This is a genomic window from Nocardioides sp., assembly GCF_050246775.1.
Lineage (GTDB): Bacteria > Actinomycetota > Actinomycetes > Propionibacteriales > Nocardioidaceae > Nocardioides.
On record NZ_JBFWVK010000001.1, the window covers coordinates 517,011 to 532,517 of the forward strand.

The following is a 15,507-nucleotide window of genomic DNA, read 5'->3' on the forward strand; positions in this document are numbered from 1 at the left end:
GGTCCGCACACAAGTGCGGGGCCCATGACCCTTTCGGATCAGCCCGCCCCCCAGCCTTTCCCCAGCGGGCCGTAATAGGGGTGGACCCACTTCGTCCGCGCGACGGACAATCTGGACATTCTGGGGTGCTGATCGGCGGTGCCCGCATGTTTGTCTATGTAGGGGGGCGCTTCATGCGCAGAACCGCGCACTACCTGTCCGTCATCGTCACCAGTGGCGTGCTCGCCGCGCTCTGCGCGTCGCCGGCCTCGGCCGCGACCATGGAGGCGACGTACGACATGAACGAGCCCTCGGGCGCCACCGTCATGGTGGACAGCTCGGGCAACGGTCTCAACGGCACCATCAACCAGGCTGGCCTTGACACCGGCGTCACCTTCAACGGCGCCACCGGCTACGAGTGGGCCTTCCGCAGCCCGACCGCTCCTCCGGCCTCACCGGAGCGAGTGATCCAGGTCCCGGACAACCCCAATCTCGACCCACGCAACGACACCTGGACCGTGGAGCTGCGCTACCGCACCAAGTACAAGTTCGGCAACATCACCCAGAAGGGTCAGTCAGCCACGAAGGGTGGCCAGTTCAAGATCCAGAACCCCGGCGGCATGCCTTCCTGCCTCTTCAAGGGACCGTCCGGCCAGGTGGCCACCCGGTCCAAGGTCGCCCTCAACGACAACGCCTGGCACACCCTGAAGTGCGTCAAGACGCCCACCCGGGTGACGATGTACGTCGACGGCGCTTTCATGAGCCTCAAGAACGGCAGCACCGGAGTGATCGACAACAAGATCCCGCTCACCATCGGCGGCAAGATCAACTGCGACCAGGTCAAGGTCACCTGCGACTACTTCAGCGGAATGATCGACTACCTGACGTTCACCCGAGGCTGAAACTAGTCCTTCCGGACCACGGTGACCTGGACGCGCCTGACGCGTCCAGGTCACCTTGCGTCCCACGACCCCCGTTTGGCACCGTGGCCACGCGACCGCACCTAAACTGGTCCAGTCCTGCCAAGACCGAGTGAGAACGGCGGCATCTCCCCATGAGTTTCGGGTCATCCACGGCGCCGGTCCACGTCGTCTACGTCGGCGGGTTCGGGCGGTCGGGAAGCACGCTGCTCGAGCGCATCCTGGGCGCCATCCCGGGTTGGGCCAACGTCGGCGAGCTGGTCGACCTGCCCCGTTCGGTCTGGCCGCAGGACGAGCTCTGCGGCTGCGGCGAACGATTCTCGGCGTGTCCCTTGTGGCTGGAGGTCGGGGAGATCGCCTTCGGCGGCTGGAGCGAGGACACGATGAACCACCTCGCCGACCTGCGCATCGGCGTCGCCCGCCAGCGTCACCTGCCGGCCCTGTTGGCCCTGGCCTCGGGTCGCGCCCGAGCCAGCCACCTGGCCCAGGTCCGCGACTACCAGCAGGCCTACGGACGGATCTACCAGGCGGTCGCCCAGGCCAGCGGGGCCAGCGTCGTCGTGGACGCCAGCAAAGGCCCCGCCCACGGGCTGGCCCTGGCCGCGGCCCCCGACCCGAGCTTCGTCACCGATCGCGGCTACGGCATGAGCATGGTCAATCTGGTGCGCGACCCCCGTGGCGTGGCCTACTCCTGGTCGCGACGCACCGGGTCACGCCCCCAGGCCGGGGCGACCAACACCGAGATGTGGACGATCTCCCCCACCCGTTCGGCCGCCCAGTGGGCCGCGCTCCAGACTGAGATGCAGCTCGTCGCGCGCCCGATCGAGTCCCACCGGGTGCGCTACGAGGACCTGGTCGCCCACCCCCGCGCCACCGTCCGCGGGCTGCTCGAGCGGCTGGGCCTGGCCGCCGTCGACGGAGGCCTGGACCACCTCGAGGAACATGCTGTGACCCTCACCTCGAGTCACGGGCTCTCCGGCAACCCGAGCCGCTTCCGCAACGGCCGCATCGATCTCGAGCTCGACGAGCAGTGGGCCCGCGACCTGCCCGCCGGCGAGCGCCGTACCGTCACCGCCCTCACCCTGCCGTGGCTCACCGCCTACGGCTACGACGTCAGACCACGACCCTCCGCGAGCACCTCGGGCAACCCCCAGGGCTCCGGAGCCGCCCAGCGAACGGAGCACCCCTCGTGACCCAGCCGGACCCGACCGAGCACCCCCTGGTCTCGGTCGTCATCCCCACCCGGGGCCGCCCTGAGCTCCTGCGCGAGACGCTGGCGACGATCATCGCCCAGGACTACGCCGGCCCCATGGAGATCCTGGTCGTGCACGACCGGGAGGACGCCGACCCGAGCCTGTCCGAGCTGAGCCAGCCCGGTCGTGAGGTCCGCTCCATGACCAACACCGGCACCCCGGGTCTCGCCGGAGGTCGCAACACCGGTCTGCGGAAGACCTCGGGCGTGGTGGTGGCCAGCTGCGACGACGACGACCTCTGGCACCCTGAGAAGATCCGCAAGCAGATGGACCGCTTGACCGCGGACCCCACCCTGTTGGCCGTCGGCGCCGGGATCCGCCTGCTGATGGGTGACCGCGACGTCGACTGGCCGGGGCAGTCCGCCGTGGTGAGCCACGAGCGCCTGCTCGGCAACCGGGTCAAGGAGCTGCACTCCTCCACGCTGGCGATCCGGCGCACCGCCTTCGCCAAGGCCGGGGAGTACGACGAGGACCTGCCGCACGGCTACGGCGAGGACTACGACTGGCTGCTGCGCGCCTCGCGGGTCGGCAAGGTCGGCGTGGTCAACGAGATCCTGGCCGACATCCGCAAGGACGTGCCGTCGTGGTTCCGGGGCAAGTCTCTCAACACCGCCGACGCGCTCGAATACATGCTCGACAAGCACAAGGACTTCGCGACCCATCCCCGCGGGCACGCCCGGATCCTGGGCCAGATCGCCTACGCCCGGGCCACCGCCGGTGAGCGCCGCACCGCGCTGCGCCAGTCCACCAAGGCGCTGAGGATCCACCCGGTCGCACCGCACGCCTGGCTGGGGCTGATGAGCGCGACCACCGGCGTCGACCCACAGCGGGTCCTCCTCGTGGCCCGCAAGTTCGGACGGGGTGTCTCGTGAGCAGGCTGCCCAACTTCATCTACATCGGCCCGGACAAGGCGGGGTCCTCGTGGCTCCACGAGATCCTGATCGACCACCCCGAGGTCTACTTCACTCCGGCCAAGGACCTCTACTTCTTCGACCGCTACTTCGACCGCGGCCCACAGTGGTACGCCGACCAGTTCGCCGACGCCCAACCGCAGCACAAGATCGTCGGCGAGGTCTGCCAGGACTACCTGTTCGACCCGCCGACACCGGCCCGCATGGCTGAGGTGCTCGGCACGGTCCAGACCATGGTGTCGCTGCGTGACCCGGTGGAGCGGGCCTGGTCGTCGTGGCTCTATGCCCGCAAGCACGGCGTCGGGCCGGACGACTTCCTGACCGCTCTGCGCACCGAGCCCGCCCTCCTCGAACACGGCCGCTACGCCTCGGGGCTCGACCGGTTCCTGGAGCACTTCGAGCGCGACTCCATCCACATCGCCGTGTTCGACGACCTCGCCGCCGACCCGCAGGCCTTCCTGGATGCGACGACCGACTTCCTGGGCATCGCCCGGATGCCCCTCTCGGAGGAGCAGGTCAAGGCGCGCCTGCCTGCGGCGGCCGCCCGGTCGACCAGGATCGCGCATCTCGTGCGCCGTACCGCGGACTGGGCGCGTGAGCATGACGGCGCCCGGATCGTCGGTGCGGTCAAGCGGTCCCCGCTGGTGCACAAGGTGCTCTACCGCGAGATCGACCGCGCCGCGGTTCGTCCCGATGCAGACGCCGTGGACTTCGTCCGGGAGTCCCTGGCCGACGAGGTCGATCGGCTCGAGCGCGACTACGGCCTCGAGCTGAAGTCTCGCTGGGGCTGGGTGTGAGCGTCCAGACCCTCACGCACTCCTTCGCCGACTTCGAGACGACAGCGGTGAGGAGGCCGCGGCGTACCTTCATCCGGGGACGCCTCGACGAGTTCTGGCCGTTGACGCTCTACTTCTACCTCTATCCGCTGTGGTGGGTGCTCGGCCTGTCCAAGCTGATCATCTTCTTCATGGCCGTGCCGATGCTGGTCTCGTTGGTGCGCCACCACGACCTGCGGGTGCCCCGAGGGTTCGGCTTCTACCTGCTCTTCCTGATGTGGTTCGGTCTCGGGGTCACCATGCTCTGGGTGCAGGCACCGGGCACCGATCCCAAGCACGGGCTGGGTCCGCTCATCGGCTTCACTTTCCGGATCCTGTGGTACGCCTCGGTCACGATCGCCTGCCTCTACGTCCTCAACGCGGATCGCACCCGGCTGACCGCGGTGCGACTGGGGCGCATGCTCGCGTTCCTGTTCCTCATCACGATCTCCGGCGGGCTGCTCGGCCTGGCGATGCCGACGCTCGACTTCCCCTCGCTGCTGGAACTGGGGCTGCCCAAGGGCGCGATGAAGACCGAGTTCCTCAACACGATCTTCCATCCCCGGGTGGTCCTGAACTCCGAGTTCCTGGGCTACTCCCAGCCGCGGGTGACCGCGCCTTTCTCCTACCCCAACACCTGGGGCAACGCCGTCGGACTCCTGCTCCCGTTCTTCATCGCCACCTGGTTCGGACGCGCCGCCGGGTGGCGCCGCTTCGTCTCACCCTTCATCCTCCTGCTGGCCGTCGTCCCCATCGTCTACTCCCTCAACCGCGGACTGTGGCTCGGGCTCGCTGTCTCCGTGACCTGGGTGACCGTGCGCCGACTGTGGGCCGGTGACTTCCGGGCACTCATCGCCGCGACCGCGGCGGTCATGACGGTCGCGGGGGCCCTGCTGCTCACCCCCCTGGGGCAGACCATCACCACCCGGCTGGCCACACCGCAGAGCGACGACCGTCGCCAGGACACCGCCACCGAGGTGATCCGCTCGACCTGGGACGCCTCCCCGATCCTCGGCTACGGCGGGACCCGCAACATGGTGGCCAACTTCAACTCGCTGGCCGGCGGCAACCCCGAGTGTCACCAGTGCTCGGCGCCACCTCTCGGCACGCAGGGCTTCCTGTGGGGGCTGATCTTCATGACCGGTTTCGTGGGAGCCGTGCTGCTCGTCGGCTTCCTGATGACCCAGTTCTGGATCAACATGCGGGTCCCGACCACGCTCGGCCTGGTCACTTCCACCGTCGTGCTCGCGAGCGTCTTCTACTTCTTGTTCTACGACTCCCTCGACGTGCCCATGCTGGTCACCATGATGGCCATCGGATTGTCGGCGCGCGAGCACTCGCCACCTCCGCTCCCACCACCTCAGGGGGTCACGTGACCAGGGCGCCGGCGGACCACTTGTCGTCCGCTCTCAACGATCTGCTCCTCGAGCTCGGGCTGGACCCGGCCGCGTCCCGGCTGACCCGTCAGCAGGGTCCGGGCTGGATGGTGCTGCCCTCGGTCAAGCGACCCCAGGTGCTGGTGCCGCTGAGCCAGGGTGCCGGGCCCATGATCGCCGAACGGCGAGCCCGTGGCCGGGTGGCCGTCGTACGCCGGGAACTGGCTCGCCGCAGCCTGGGCGCAACGTGGTCGCGCCGACTGCCGCTGCGGCGGCTGCAGACCCGGGACCCTGCGCTGGCCGAACTGCTCGGCTGGCTCGGCGACCCGGCACGGCCGGCGGCCACCGTGGGCGTGATGGTCGGGCCGCCGCGCGCCAACCGCAAGCCGGTGCTCCGGCTGTTCGGGGCCGACGGCGAGACCTGGGGCTACGCCAAGATGGGCATCAACGACCTGACCAACCAGCTCGTCGAGCAGGAGATCGCGGCCCTCACCGCTGTCGGCGAGCTGGACCTGCCCGGCATCATCGTCCCTGCGGTCCTCAAGCACGGCACCTGGCGTGGCCGCTCGGTGCTCCTCACCGCGGCGCTGGCTCTCGACGCCGACCAGCGTCAGCCCTCGGAGCTCCCGATCGCCGCCACCCGCACCCTGTTCACCCAGTGCTCACAGGTCGATGTGCCCCTGAAGGCCGCCACCGGGATGGCACTGGTCGAGGCGCCGCGCTCCGGCGAAGGGGTCCGCCTCGAGGAGCTCGGTGCCCGGCTGATGGACGTCGTCGGCGATCGACGCATCCCGCTCGGGGCTTCCCACGGCGACTGGACGCCGTGGAACATGGCCTGGAGCAACGAGGACCTCGAGGTGTGGGACTGGGAGCGCTTCGCCACCGGCGTGCCACAGGGCTTCGACGCGGTCCACTTCGAGGCCTCCAAGGTGCTGTCCTTCCAGACGGACGTGACCGAGCCCGCCTTCATGGACACCCTCCCCCGCCAGCTCGAGCGGTGCGACGTCGAGCCGGTGCTGACCACCACCCTGTTGTGCACCTACCTGCTCGCGATCGGGCGGCGCTACGCCCGCGACCTGGAGCGGGCACCGGCGCCCGCGGTGGTCAAGCGACTGCACTGGGTGATCCGGCTGTTGGGCTCGCAGATCGAGCTGCTCGAGGAAGAAGGTCCGCAATGAACCTACGAAAGATGGCACCGGACTGGGTGCAGGTGCGCGGCCGCAGGCTCAGCGTCGCCTTCGGCAAGCGGACGGTCGGTCGCCGGCCGCTGCCGGACTTCCTGGTCATCGGGGGCCAGCGCTGTGGCACCACGTCGCTCTTCCGCGCCCTGATGGACCACCCCCAGATCGAGCGGCCCACGATGCACAAGGGGGTCAACTACTTCGACCTCAACTACGACCAGGGCGAGGCGTGGTACCGCGCCCACTTCCCGATGCGTGCGGCGGCGGCGGACACACATGTCTTCGACGCCAGCGGCTACTACATGTTCCACCCGCTCGCAGCCGAGCGCATCGGCGCGGACCTGCCCGGCATCAAGGTGATCGCGATGGTCCGCGACCCCGTGGAACGGGCCTATTCGGCGTACAAGCACGAGTTCGCCCGCGGCTTCGAGTGGGAGAAGAGCTTCGAGCGCGCCCTGGAGCTCGAGGACGCCCGGCTCGAGGGTGAGATCGAGCGGATGGTGGCCGACCCGACCTATGCCAGCTTCAACCATCGCCACCACGCCTACCGCCGGCGCGGCGAGTACGCCCGCCTCCTCGAGCCGTTCATCAAGGCTCTGGGGCGCGACAACGTGCTGGTGATCGAGAGCGAGTCGTTCTGGTCCGAGCCGGAGAAGGAGTACGCCCGGGTCAACGCCTTCCTCGACGTGTCCTCGTTCGTGCCCGACAAGTTCGAGCGCTACAACGCGCGACCGGGGCGCGGGCTGAGCCCGGAGGTGCGTGCCGAGCTCGAGGCCCACTTCGCCCCGCACGACGCCGCCCTCGGCGACCTGCTCGGGCACGCGCCTGTCTGGCGGTCGACTGAGTGAGCGAAGAACGGCCACTGCCGAGGATCGGCGACTACTTCACGCACGTGCGGCGCTACTACAAGCGCATGCTGGTCTTCGGCGTGCTCGGAGCCGCCATCGGAGGTGCCCTGTTCCTGCAACGCGCCGACGAATACCGCGCCACCTCCACCGTGGCCCTGTCGCCACAGCTGACCTACCTGTCGCTCAACCCCAAGCCCGAGAAGCAACCGGTGGTCACCGTCGACACCACTGCCGCACTCCTGCGCTCCGACGAGGCGCTGGACCTGATCGGGCAGTCCATGGGGCTGAGCCCCCAGGAGGCCTCGGACCGGATGATCGTCTCGGCCAAGCCGCTGTCACGGGTGCTGGTGATCCGGATCACCGGCGTGACCTCGAAGCAGGCGGCGTCGGGCAGCCGGGCCGCCATCGCCGCGCTGCTGTCGCTGCAGTCGGAGAAGTTCGCGCTCCCCGAGGACCGGGTGCGACTGCTCCGCAACCGGGTCAACGTGCTGCAGGCCGCCGCGCAGGAACAGCTGACGTCGAGCTCCACGTCGCAGAACGTCGTCGACGCGCTGGAGATCGCCCAGACCCGGCTCGACCAGGCCGCCGCGACCAACAACACCCGCAGCTCGGTGATCACGCAGCCGCGGATCAATGCCGGCCGCCCCGGCGAGCTCATCGTCTTCGTTGCCGGTGGTCTTGCCCTCGGCCTCCTGTTCGCCCTGCTCTCGGCCGGTGTGGTGCAGGCCACCTCGGCTCCCCGGCCCGCCCCATGGGAGCGCTCATGACGACCGAGCCCGCCGTACGACTTCGTGACAGCCGTGAACAGGAGGCGTCGGGCCCCTGTATTCTGGCCCGAGCAGGGGGGCTGCAGGGAGAGCATCGTGCCGATGCCGACGCGCCGGAGCCACGGATCCGACTGGAGGTAGGGCACACCTGATGGACGCCACGACAGGGCAGCGAAGCCGGATCAACATCGGCAACACGCTGCGCGCACACAAGGCCACGCTCATCGCCCTGCCGCTGCTGGGGGCTCTCGTCGCCGTCGGCCTTGGCTCGTTGCTGCCGACGGACTACGTCGCCACCACGAGAGTCCTGATCCAGCCCCTGGAGGGCAACCCCTACAACCCCACCGGACAGGGCAGCGACCTGGTCAACCTCGAGACCGAGGCCTCGGTGGCCGGGTCCGACGTGGTCACCCAGGACGTGCTGGACAACATCGACCCGAAATACCGCCGCGACAACCTCGCCAAGCTGCTGTCGGTCTCGGTCGCCTCCAACACCCAGATCATCCAGCTGGCCTACGAGGGCACCGACAAGGCGCTCATCGAGGCCGTCGCCGACCAGTACGCCGCCAGCTACCTCTCCTACCGTGAATCGCGCCGCGACACCCTCATCGGCGCCCGGGAGGACCAGCTCAACGAGCGGAGCAAGAGCCTCACCGAGCAGTTGGACCGGTTGAACGCGCAGGGCAAGGGCAACAACTCTCCTGAGGTGAAGGCGCTGGGCGGCCAGCTGCTCAACGTCAAGCTCCAACAGGCGGCGATCGACACCTCGAGCAGCCCCGGCGAGGTGATCGCCACGGCGAGCGCCAAGTCGGTCGGCCTGCAGCTGCCCCTGTTCCTCACCATCCCGGCCGGCCTCATCGGCGGCCTCATGGTGGCGATCGCCATCGCCTTCACCCGGGTCCGCCGCGCCGACCTCCTGCACACGTTCGACGACATCGAGTACCTCGGCGTCCCGGTGATCGGCCAGGGAGTCGGCCAGGTGCCCACGTCGGGCGCCACGGACACCGATGACCCGCCGGCCTCGGTGGCGATGATGACCGGTGTGGTCCTGCATCGCCGGGTCGAGTCCCCGGCCACGATCGCGGTCAGCGCGATCGGCACGTCCCTGCCCGTGGAGTCGTTCACCAACGACCTGGCGCGGGTGCTCGGACGCGGGCAGCAGAGCGTGCTGCTCATCGATGCCGCGGCCAAGGAGCCCTCCGCCAAGCCCGGCCTCTCCGACGCCCTCCAGGGCAACGGGCGGATGCGCCAACAGGGCCCTCCACCGCGCGGGGTGACCAGGCTGCCGGTCGGCCGGGAGCCGGACCAGGCCGCAGAGCTGCTGGCCTCCTCGCGCATGGGTGACCTGTTGCGCGATGCCCAGGAGCGTTTCCCCTGGGTCCTGGTCCAGGGTGAGGATGCGGGCGCCTCACCCGGCCGGGCTGCTGTGGGTGCCTGTCACTACTGGGTCCTCGTGGTGGAGCTGGAGTCGACCAACCGCGCAGAGCTGGCCCGCGCACTGAGCTGGGCCAAGGTGACCAGCACCCAGCCCGTGGGCGTCGTGGTGCTGGCGAGCGCCGCCAGCAAGACCAGCCGGCTGCCCTCCTGGGTGCGGATGCCGCACCCGGTACGGCGCTGGCGCCAGCGCAAGGCATGAGCGACAACACCGAGCTCCGCAGGCTCGCTCGCGGCGGCGTCGGCGGCCTGATGGCTGCCGCCGTGTCCGGGCTCGGTGGCCTCGTCTTCATCACCATCGCCGCCCGCAGCTTCTCCAAGGCCGACGTCGGCACCACCTTCGCCCTGACCTCGCTGTTCCTCATCGCGGTCGCCGTGGTCACTCTCGGCACGGATGTCGGCATCGTGCGCTTCCTGGCGGTGAAGCGTGCCCAAGGACGAGACGACCATCTCTCTGCCGTCATGGCCGTCACCCTCGGCCCGGTGATCCTCCTCTCGATCGCCACTGCCAGCGCCCTCTGGTTCACACTCCCATTGGTGTTCTCGACCGAGAAGACCGACATGGCGCGGCTGTTGGCGGTGTTCCTGCCGATGGCCGCCATCTCGAACCTGTCCCTGGCGGGGACCCGCGGACTGGGCACCGTGCGTCCCACGGTGACCATCGACGGCCTGCTCAGACAGGGCCTGCAGCCATTGCTGGCGCTTGTGGTCGCCTGGCAGGCGTCCGATCCGTTCTGGTTGGTCGCCGCCTGGGTGACGCCGTACGCCGTGTCGGCAGTCGCCGGGTGGATGGCCTACGTGCGGATGTGCCGCAAGGTGAAGGTCGCCCCCATCACCGCCCCGTGGTCCCCGAGCACCCAAGGTGTCTGGGCCGAGGTGTGGCGCTTCCACGCTCCGCGCAGCGTCACCCAGATCGCTCAGATCGGCATCCGGCGCGCCGACATCCCGCTGGTGACGGCCATCGCCGGTCCGGCCGCGGCCGGTGTCTACACAGCGGCCTCGCGCTTCGTCGCGGCCGGACTGCAGGCGATCCGGGGCACCCAGCAGATGGTCGGCCCGCAGATGGCCCGTCTGGTCGGTGCGGGGCGCCTGGAGGAAGCCGGGACCGCGCTGCGGACGGCCACCACCTGGAACGTGCTGGTCGCCTGGCCGCTCTACCTCACCTGTGCGGCGATGCCGGACCTGGTGCTGTCGCTCTTCGGACCGAACTACTCCTCGGGCAAGCCGGTCGTGGTCATCCTCGCCCTGGCGATGTTGATCGGCACCGCAGCCGGTCCGGTGGACATCGCCCTGCTGATGCTGGGACGCAGCACCCAGAGCCTGGCCAACAACATGGCGGCCCTGGTCACCAACCTGGCCCTCAACCTGCTGCTGATCCCGATCATGGGCATCACCGGAGCCGCCACCGCGTGGGCTGCCTCGATCCTGGTCAGCAACGCGCTGCCCACCTGGCAGATCCGCAAGGTGCTGGGCAATCCGTGGGACCGCGCCACCCTGTTCGCTGTGGGCGCGACGCTGGTGCCCTTCGGAGCCCTGCCGTTGGCCGGGCGCCTGGCCGGCCTCGACACCGACGCCGGGCAGGCTCTGCTCCTCGGCGTCGGACTGCTCATGTTCGTGGCCCTGCTGTGGCGCTTCCGAGGCCCCCTGCTGCTGGTGGAGCTCTTCGCGGCCGTCGCGCCCAGGCTGGGCCGTCGCAACCGGCAGCAGGCCAGCGCCTAGGCCACGTCGCGACCGTCAGCGGTCACGGGATCGTCCTCATTGATCGCCTCGACGGCTTCGGTGAGCACCGGCTCCTGGTCCGGGCGACGGTCCAGGTGCACGCCGGCGATCATGCAGCGCACGGAACCTCCCGCAAGCTCGATCGTCGGGATGTCGACGGCAACGATCTCGCACGACTCCTCGATCACTGCGACCTGGTCGGGCCGCAGGCTGCGGCGAGCGCGCGCCGACATGGCCATGATGTAGCGACGACGCCCCTCGCTCGTGCGTCCGCAAAGCTCCACCGCGTTGCCCGCGAACTCCCTGATCTGGTCCTCGCTCAGCTCCACGACCCGGCGTCCGTTGACCGAGAGCCGCTCACGGACCTGCTCACGGCGGTTCTTGTCGGGGATCATGTCGAGCGCGATCATCGCGACGTCAGTGCCCACGCAGGCGATGACGTTGGTGTGGTACACCGGGACCCCGTCGGAGTCGACGGCCTCGAAGGCCATCGGCTCGTAGTTGAAGTCCGTGCAGAACCGCTCCAGGACCGCGATGTCGGCTCGATAGCTCCGCGCGGTGTACGCGACCCGGGAGACATGGTCGAGCACCATCGCCCCGGTGCCCTCGAGGAAGATCCCGTCGGGCTCGAGGCCCGAGTAGTCCACGATGGACTGCACCCGGTAGTCCGATTTCAACATCTCGAGCACGTCGGCGCGGCGCTCGTGGCGCCGGTTGGAGGCGTACATCGGGTAGACCGCGACATAGCCACCGGCATGGGTGGAGAGCCAGTTGTTGGGGAACACGCTGTCAGGTCGGGTGTGGTCCTCGTCGGCGAACACGTGGACCCGCACGCCCGCATCCCGCAGGGCGTCCGCGAGGGCGTCCATCTCCGCCAGGGCCTTCGCGGCCGTGGCGTCGTCGGACTGCCCTTCCGGGGGCTCTGCCTGGAAGGCGTTGTCCGCCGCAGTCGCGGGGTTCGGGACGAAGTTGGTGGCACGGACCAGGATCACTGCCGAGGGGGCTTGGGCACTCACGGCTACGGAATCTAGACCATCAGACAGCAGACAGCCGCACGTCGGGGCCGTGGTCGACCTGGCCCGGGGCCGCGGCCGGCCCACCGAGACTGGACACCAGCCGGGTCAGCTCCGCGGTCCCCGGCGCGCCGGGCAGCGCCAGCACCGGGACCCGACGGTGGTTGGCGGCCGCGACGGCCGCCGTCCCCGCAAGCCCGGCACCTGGCTGCTGGGACAGCAGGCGTACGTCGAGATGGCGATCGTGGCTCTGCGTCAGCAGCGAGATCAGTGGGCTGCTGTCCACCAGCACGCGGGCGCCGGTGGCCGCCTGCGCCGCAGCGAGGACGCGCCGCTGGTGGCTCGCGTGGCGCAGCAGGTCGGCACGAACCCGGGCGCCGGGGTGCCTGCGGGAGGCCGCCAGCACGTTCGTGGTGGACGGGAACGCCGCGAGCCAGTCACGCTCCGCCGGATCGAGCTGGTCCCAGCCGCCGTAGGCGCGCTCACCGACCTCGACCCAGAACGCGCAACCGCGGAACGGGGCGCCGCACGCGCACGCGGCATCGCCGGTGTGCAGTGCGTCCCAGACCCCGGCGACACTCCCGAGCACCAGGGCACCGCCCACACCACAGAAGGCATCCTCGAGCCGTCTGCGACCCCCGGCGTCGGTGGCCGCCCCCACGTTGAGCACCAGGGGACTGCCCGGGACCAGGGGCATGCGGCGACGTGGACCGGCGGGCGCGGCCACGAGCGCCTCGACCAGGGCGACGCTGACCCGTGACTCGGCTTCGGTGGGGGTCACGCGGGTGCCGGTGGCGCCGAGGCTGTCCAGCAGCGGATCGAGGTCCTCCACGGTCCGCGCCAGGCTCACCAGCCCTCGTTCCTCACACCAAGCACCGAAGCGCTGCTGGTGGTCGTCGACGTGCTCGCCGTGACCGGGGTCCCGCGGCAGCACGATGGGTCGATGCCCGGCGCTGCGGGCGTCGTGGATGGTCCCCGGCCCGCCGTGGGTGATCACCACGTCGGCACCTGCCACCAACGACTTCAGCTCCACGGGCGAGACGAATGCGGCGCCGGCGGCGGCGCTCGGAGGGGTGGACTGGCCGTACTGGACGTAGACCTGGCCGTCCGGGTGTGCCCGCTGCCGACGGTCGGCCCAGGTGACGACGCGGTCGAAGCGATGGTGGTCGGTGCCGACCAGGATCACGATGGTGGGGGCCTTCACAGCAGCGGCCCCACGACGATCGCGTCGTCGTACAAGGCCGCCTGCTCGGGCCACTGCACGAGCATGAGGTCGGTGAAGGGGCGACAGAGCCGACCGGTCAGGGTGGGGGTCTCGATGCGGTCGTAGACCTCGATGTAGACCGTCCGAGCTCCCATGAGCCGTCCCAGGATGAAGAAGGGCAATGCCACTGCTGCCCCGGTGGAGACGACACTGGTCGGACGGAAGGTCCGCATCACGCTCACAGCCAGCCGCGAGTTGCGCAGCAGGTTCCTCACGTTGCGCGTGGTGGGATGGAAGGCCCACCAGACCTTCGGCTCGTCAGCCAGCGCGTTCGTCGCGTCCGGCGTGTCGAAGGTGACCCAGCCGCGCTCGTGCTGACCCCACCACGGCTCGAGGGCCAGCAGTTGAGTCAGGTGACCACCGCTCGAGCCGACCAGGAGCACGCGCGGCTCGTCCGGACGGTCGGCACCACGCCGAGACATCATCGTGGAACGTGCTCCTCTGCAGGGATGTGGGTGGGCCGATGGTATCGACGCAACCTACGCCGGCGGGGGCTTTCGACCAAGCTGCTCAGTAGGCGCCGCGGGAGGCGACCACGGCGTGGGCCGTGCGCAGCACGATCACCGCGTCATCGGAGATCCGCCAGTTGTCCGCGTAGTGCAGGTCGAGTCGCACGGCCTCGTCGTAGGGCAGGTCCGAGCGACCGCTGACCTGCCAGAGACCGGTGATGCCCGGCTTGACCGCGAGCCGTCGGCTCGTGGCGGTGTCGTAGGCAGCGACCTCCTCAGGCAGCGCCGGGCGCGGACCGATGATCGACATCTCGCCACGCACGACGTTGATCAGCTGCGGAAGTTCGTCGAGCGACGAGCGGCGCAGGAACTTGCCGACCTTGGTGACCCGCGGGTCTGCCTTGATCTTGAACAGGTTGCCGTCGACCTCGTTGTCGGCCAGCAGGGCCTCTGCGTCGTCGGACATCGTGCGCAGCTTGAAGATCGTGAAGGGACGCCCGTTGAGGCCGACCCGGGTCTGCCGGAACATCGCAGCGCCGGGCGAGTCCAATCGGATCAGCACCGCCAAGATCGCCAGGAGCGGGGCCACGGCCACCAGCAGCGCCAGGCCCAGCGTGCGGTCCAGCATGCCCTTGATGGTGCGGGTGAGGGTGGAGGGCCGGCTCGGCGCGACGTGCACCAGCGTCGACCCGGCGAACGAGGTGGTGCTCAGCCGGTGCGGGGCAACAGCGTCGAGGGCTCCGAGGACAGCGAGCCGAACCGGGCGGTCCTCCAGCTCCCAGGACGCGTGGCGCAACAGTTCGGCACTCGCGCCGGGTGCCATGACGACCAGGTCGGCACGGGTGTCGTCCACCAGGGTGCCGAGCAGCTTCGGGCCGTGCACCCACGGCAGGCCCTCGAAGTCGCCGGGCAGCGAACCGTCCTCCGCGGACTCGGCCGAGCAGGCACCGACGACCTTGATCCTCTGGTGACCCTGCCAGCGGGCAGCCGCCGCGGCGATGGCGGCGCCGTCGCCCAGGACCACGGCGCGAACAGGGCGGGTCACCCGCAGGGCGCGCAGGATGACGACGGAGAGCGTGGCGACGAACACGATCAGTGCGGCCTTGCCGATCACCATCGTGGACGTGTCGGTCAGGGCGACCGCCAGGCCTGCGGCCGCGATCGGCGGCGACAGCGCCGGCATCAGGCCACGGAACGCGGTGACTCCGGGGGCCATGAGTGCGTGACTGGCGTGGAGGGCTGAGTAGGACCAGACCAGCATCACGCCGAAGATGTAGGAAAGCGGCGTCTGGGCCGCCAGACCCACCACGATCGCCGCCGCAGCCGCGACGGGAAGGTCGGAGACCCAGGGCGACTGGCGCCACTGGCGCCCGACGGCGAAGGTTTCGCGGACCGGCTCGAGCGCGATCTCGGGGACCGGAGGCGCGAGGTGCAGGTGATGGCGACTGCCGGCTTCATCCGACGGAGGTCGAGGGCCGGGCACCCGGACGTCGACAGCTGTTTCCTGACCGTTTTCGAAGATTTGTGCCAAATCATGGTTGAGCTGCGGGAGACTGATCCCGACCTGAATTTCTGACA

14 protein-coding genes are annotated in these 15,507 nt (G+C 69.7%); 10 read left to right on the forward strand and 4 right to left on the reverse strand.

Annotation, left to right across the window (positions count from 1 at the left end; all coding sequences use genetic code 11):
* Positions 1 to 173 precede the first annotated feature (173 nt).
* From AB7I40_RS02510 to AB7I40_RS02555, 10 genes are all read left to right on the forward strand, one after another.
* The gene (locus AB7I40_RS02510; protein WP_428343464.1) at positions 174 to 881 is read left to right on the forward strand and encodes a LamG-like jellyroll fold domain-containing protein; all 708 of its coding nucleotides are present in this window, start codon (positions 174 to 176) and stop codon (positions 879 to 881) included.
* A 152-nt stretch (positions 882 to 1,033) separates the two neighbouring features.
* Positions 1,034 to 2,092 carry a sulfotransferase family protein gene (locus tag AB7I40_RS02515; protein ID WP_428343465.1) on the forward strand — a complete coding sequence of 353 codons (1,059 nt, stop codon included), beginning with the start codon at positions 1,034 to 1,036 and terminating at the stop codon, positions 2,090 to 2,092.
* Entirely contained in the window at positions 2,089 to 3,024 is a 936-nt protein-coding gene (locus AB7I40_RS02520; protein WP_428343466.1) for a glycosyltransferase family 2 protein, read from the forward strand. The genes AB7I40_RS02515 and AB7I40_RS02520 overlap by 4 nt, the downstream gene beginning before the upstream one ends.
* Positions 3,021 to 3,860, forward strand: coding sequence for a sulfotransferase domain-containing protein (locus tag AB7I40_RS02525; protein ID WP_428343467.1), 840 nt, complete (start codon positions 3,021 to 3,023; stop codon positions 3,858 to 3,860). The genes AB7I40_RS02520 and AB7I40_RS02525 overlap by 4 nt, the downstream gene beginning before the upstream one ends.
* Positions 3,857 to 5,254, forward strand: coding sequence for an O-antigen ligase family protein (locus AB7I40_RS02530; RefSeq protein WP_428343468.1), 1,398 nt, complete (start codon positions 3,857 to 3,859; stop codon positions 5,252 to 5,254). The genes AB7I40_RS02525 and AB7I40_RS02530 overlap by 4 nt, the downstream gene beginning before the upstream one ends.
* Positions 5,251 to 6,432, forward strand: coding sequence for a hypothetical protein (locus AB7I40_RS02535; protein ID WP_428343469.1), 1,182 nt, complete (start codon positions 5,251 to 5,253; stop codon positions 6,430 to 6,432). The genes AB7I40_RS02530 and AB7I40_RS02535 overlap by 4 nt, the downstream gene beginning before the upstream one ends.
* A complete protein-coding gene (locus AB7I40_RS02540; RefSeq protein WP_428343470.1) occupies positions 6,429 to 7,283 on the forward strand; it encodes a sulfotransferase domain-containing protein in 855 nt (284 codons plus the stop codon). The genes AB7I40_RS02535 and AB7I40_RS02540 overlap by 4 nt, the downstream gene beginning before the upstream one ends.
* Complete coding sequence (locus AB7I40_RS02545) at positions 7,280 to 8,050, forward strand: hypothetical protein (protein WP_428343471.1); 771 nt, start codon at positions 7,280 to 7,282, stop codon at positions 8,048 to 8,050. The genes AB7I40_RS02540 and AB7I40_RS02545 overlap by 4 nt, the downstream gene beginning before the upstream one ends.
* Positions 8,051 to 8,201: 151 nt before the next feature.
* On the forward strand, positions 8,202 to 9,686 hold the full coding sequence (locus tag AB7I40_RS02550) for a hypothetical protein (RefSeq protein ID WP_428343472.1): 1,485 nt from the start codon (positions 8,202 to 8,204) through the stop codon (positions 9,684 to 9,686).
* Positions 9,683 to 11,203, forward strand: a complete 1,521-nt coding sequence (locus tag AB7I40_RS02555) for a polysaccharide biosynthesis C-terminal domain-containing protein (RefSeq protein WP_428343473.1) — start codon at positions 9,683 to 9,685, stop codon at positions 11,201 to 11,203. The genes AB7I40_RS02550 and AB7I40_RS02555 overlap by 4 nt, the downstream gene beginning before the upstream one ends.
* Here the strand turns inward: AB7I40_RS02555 and ctlX are convergent.
* From ctlX to AB7I40_RS02575, 4 genes are all read right to left on the reverse strand, one after another.
* Positions 11,200 to 12,219: a citrulline utilization hydrolase CtlX gene (gene ctlX / locus AB7I40_RS02560; RefSeq protein ID WP_428343474.1), complete on the reverse strand. Its 1,020-nt coding sequence runs from the start codon at positions 12,217 to 12,219 to the stop codon at positions 11,200 to 11,202. The genes AB7I40_RS02555 and ctlX overlap by 4 nt on opposite strands.
* 19 nt (positions 12,220 to 12,238) lie before the next feature.
* Positions 12,239 to 13,420 (reverse strand): glycosyltransferase, encoded by a 1,182-nt coding sequence (locus AB7I40_RS02565; protein WP_428343475.1) that lies wholly within the window; start codon positions 13,418 to 13,420, stop codon positions 12,239 to 12,241.
* Entirely contained in the window at positions 13,417 to 13,905 is a 489-nt protein-coding gene (locus AB7I40_RS02570) for a UDP-N-acetylglucosamine--LPS N-acetylglucosamine transferase (RefSeq protein WP_428343476.1), read from the reverse strand. The genes AB7I40_RS02565 and AB7I40_RS02570 overlap by 4 nt, the downstream gene beginning before the upstream one ends.
* Positions 13,906 to 13,990: 85 nt before the next feature.
* A complete protein-coding gene (locus AB7I40_RS02575) occupies positions 13,991 to 15,412 on the reverse strand; it encodes a sugar transferase (protein ID WP_428343477.1) in 1,422 nt (473 codons plus the stop codon).
* Positions 15,413 to 15,507: the final 95 nt, after the last annotated feature.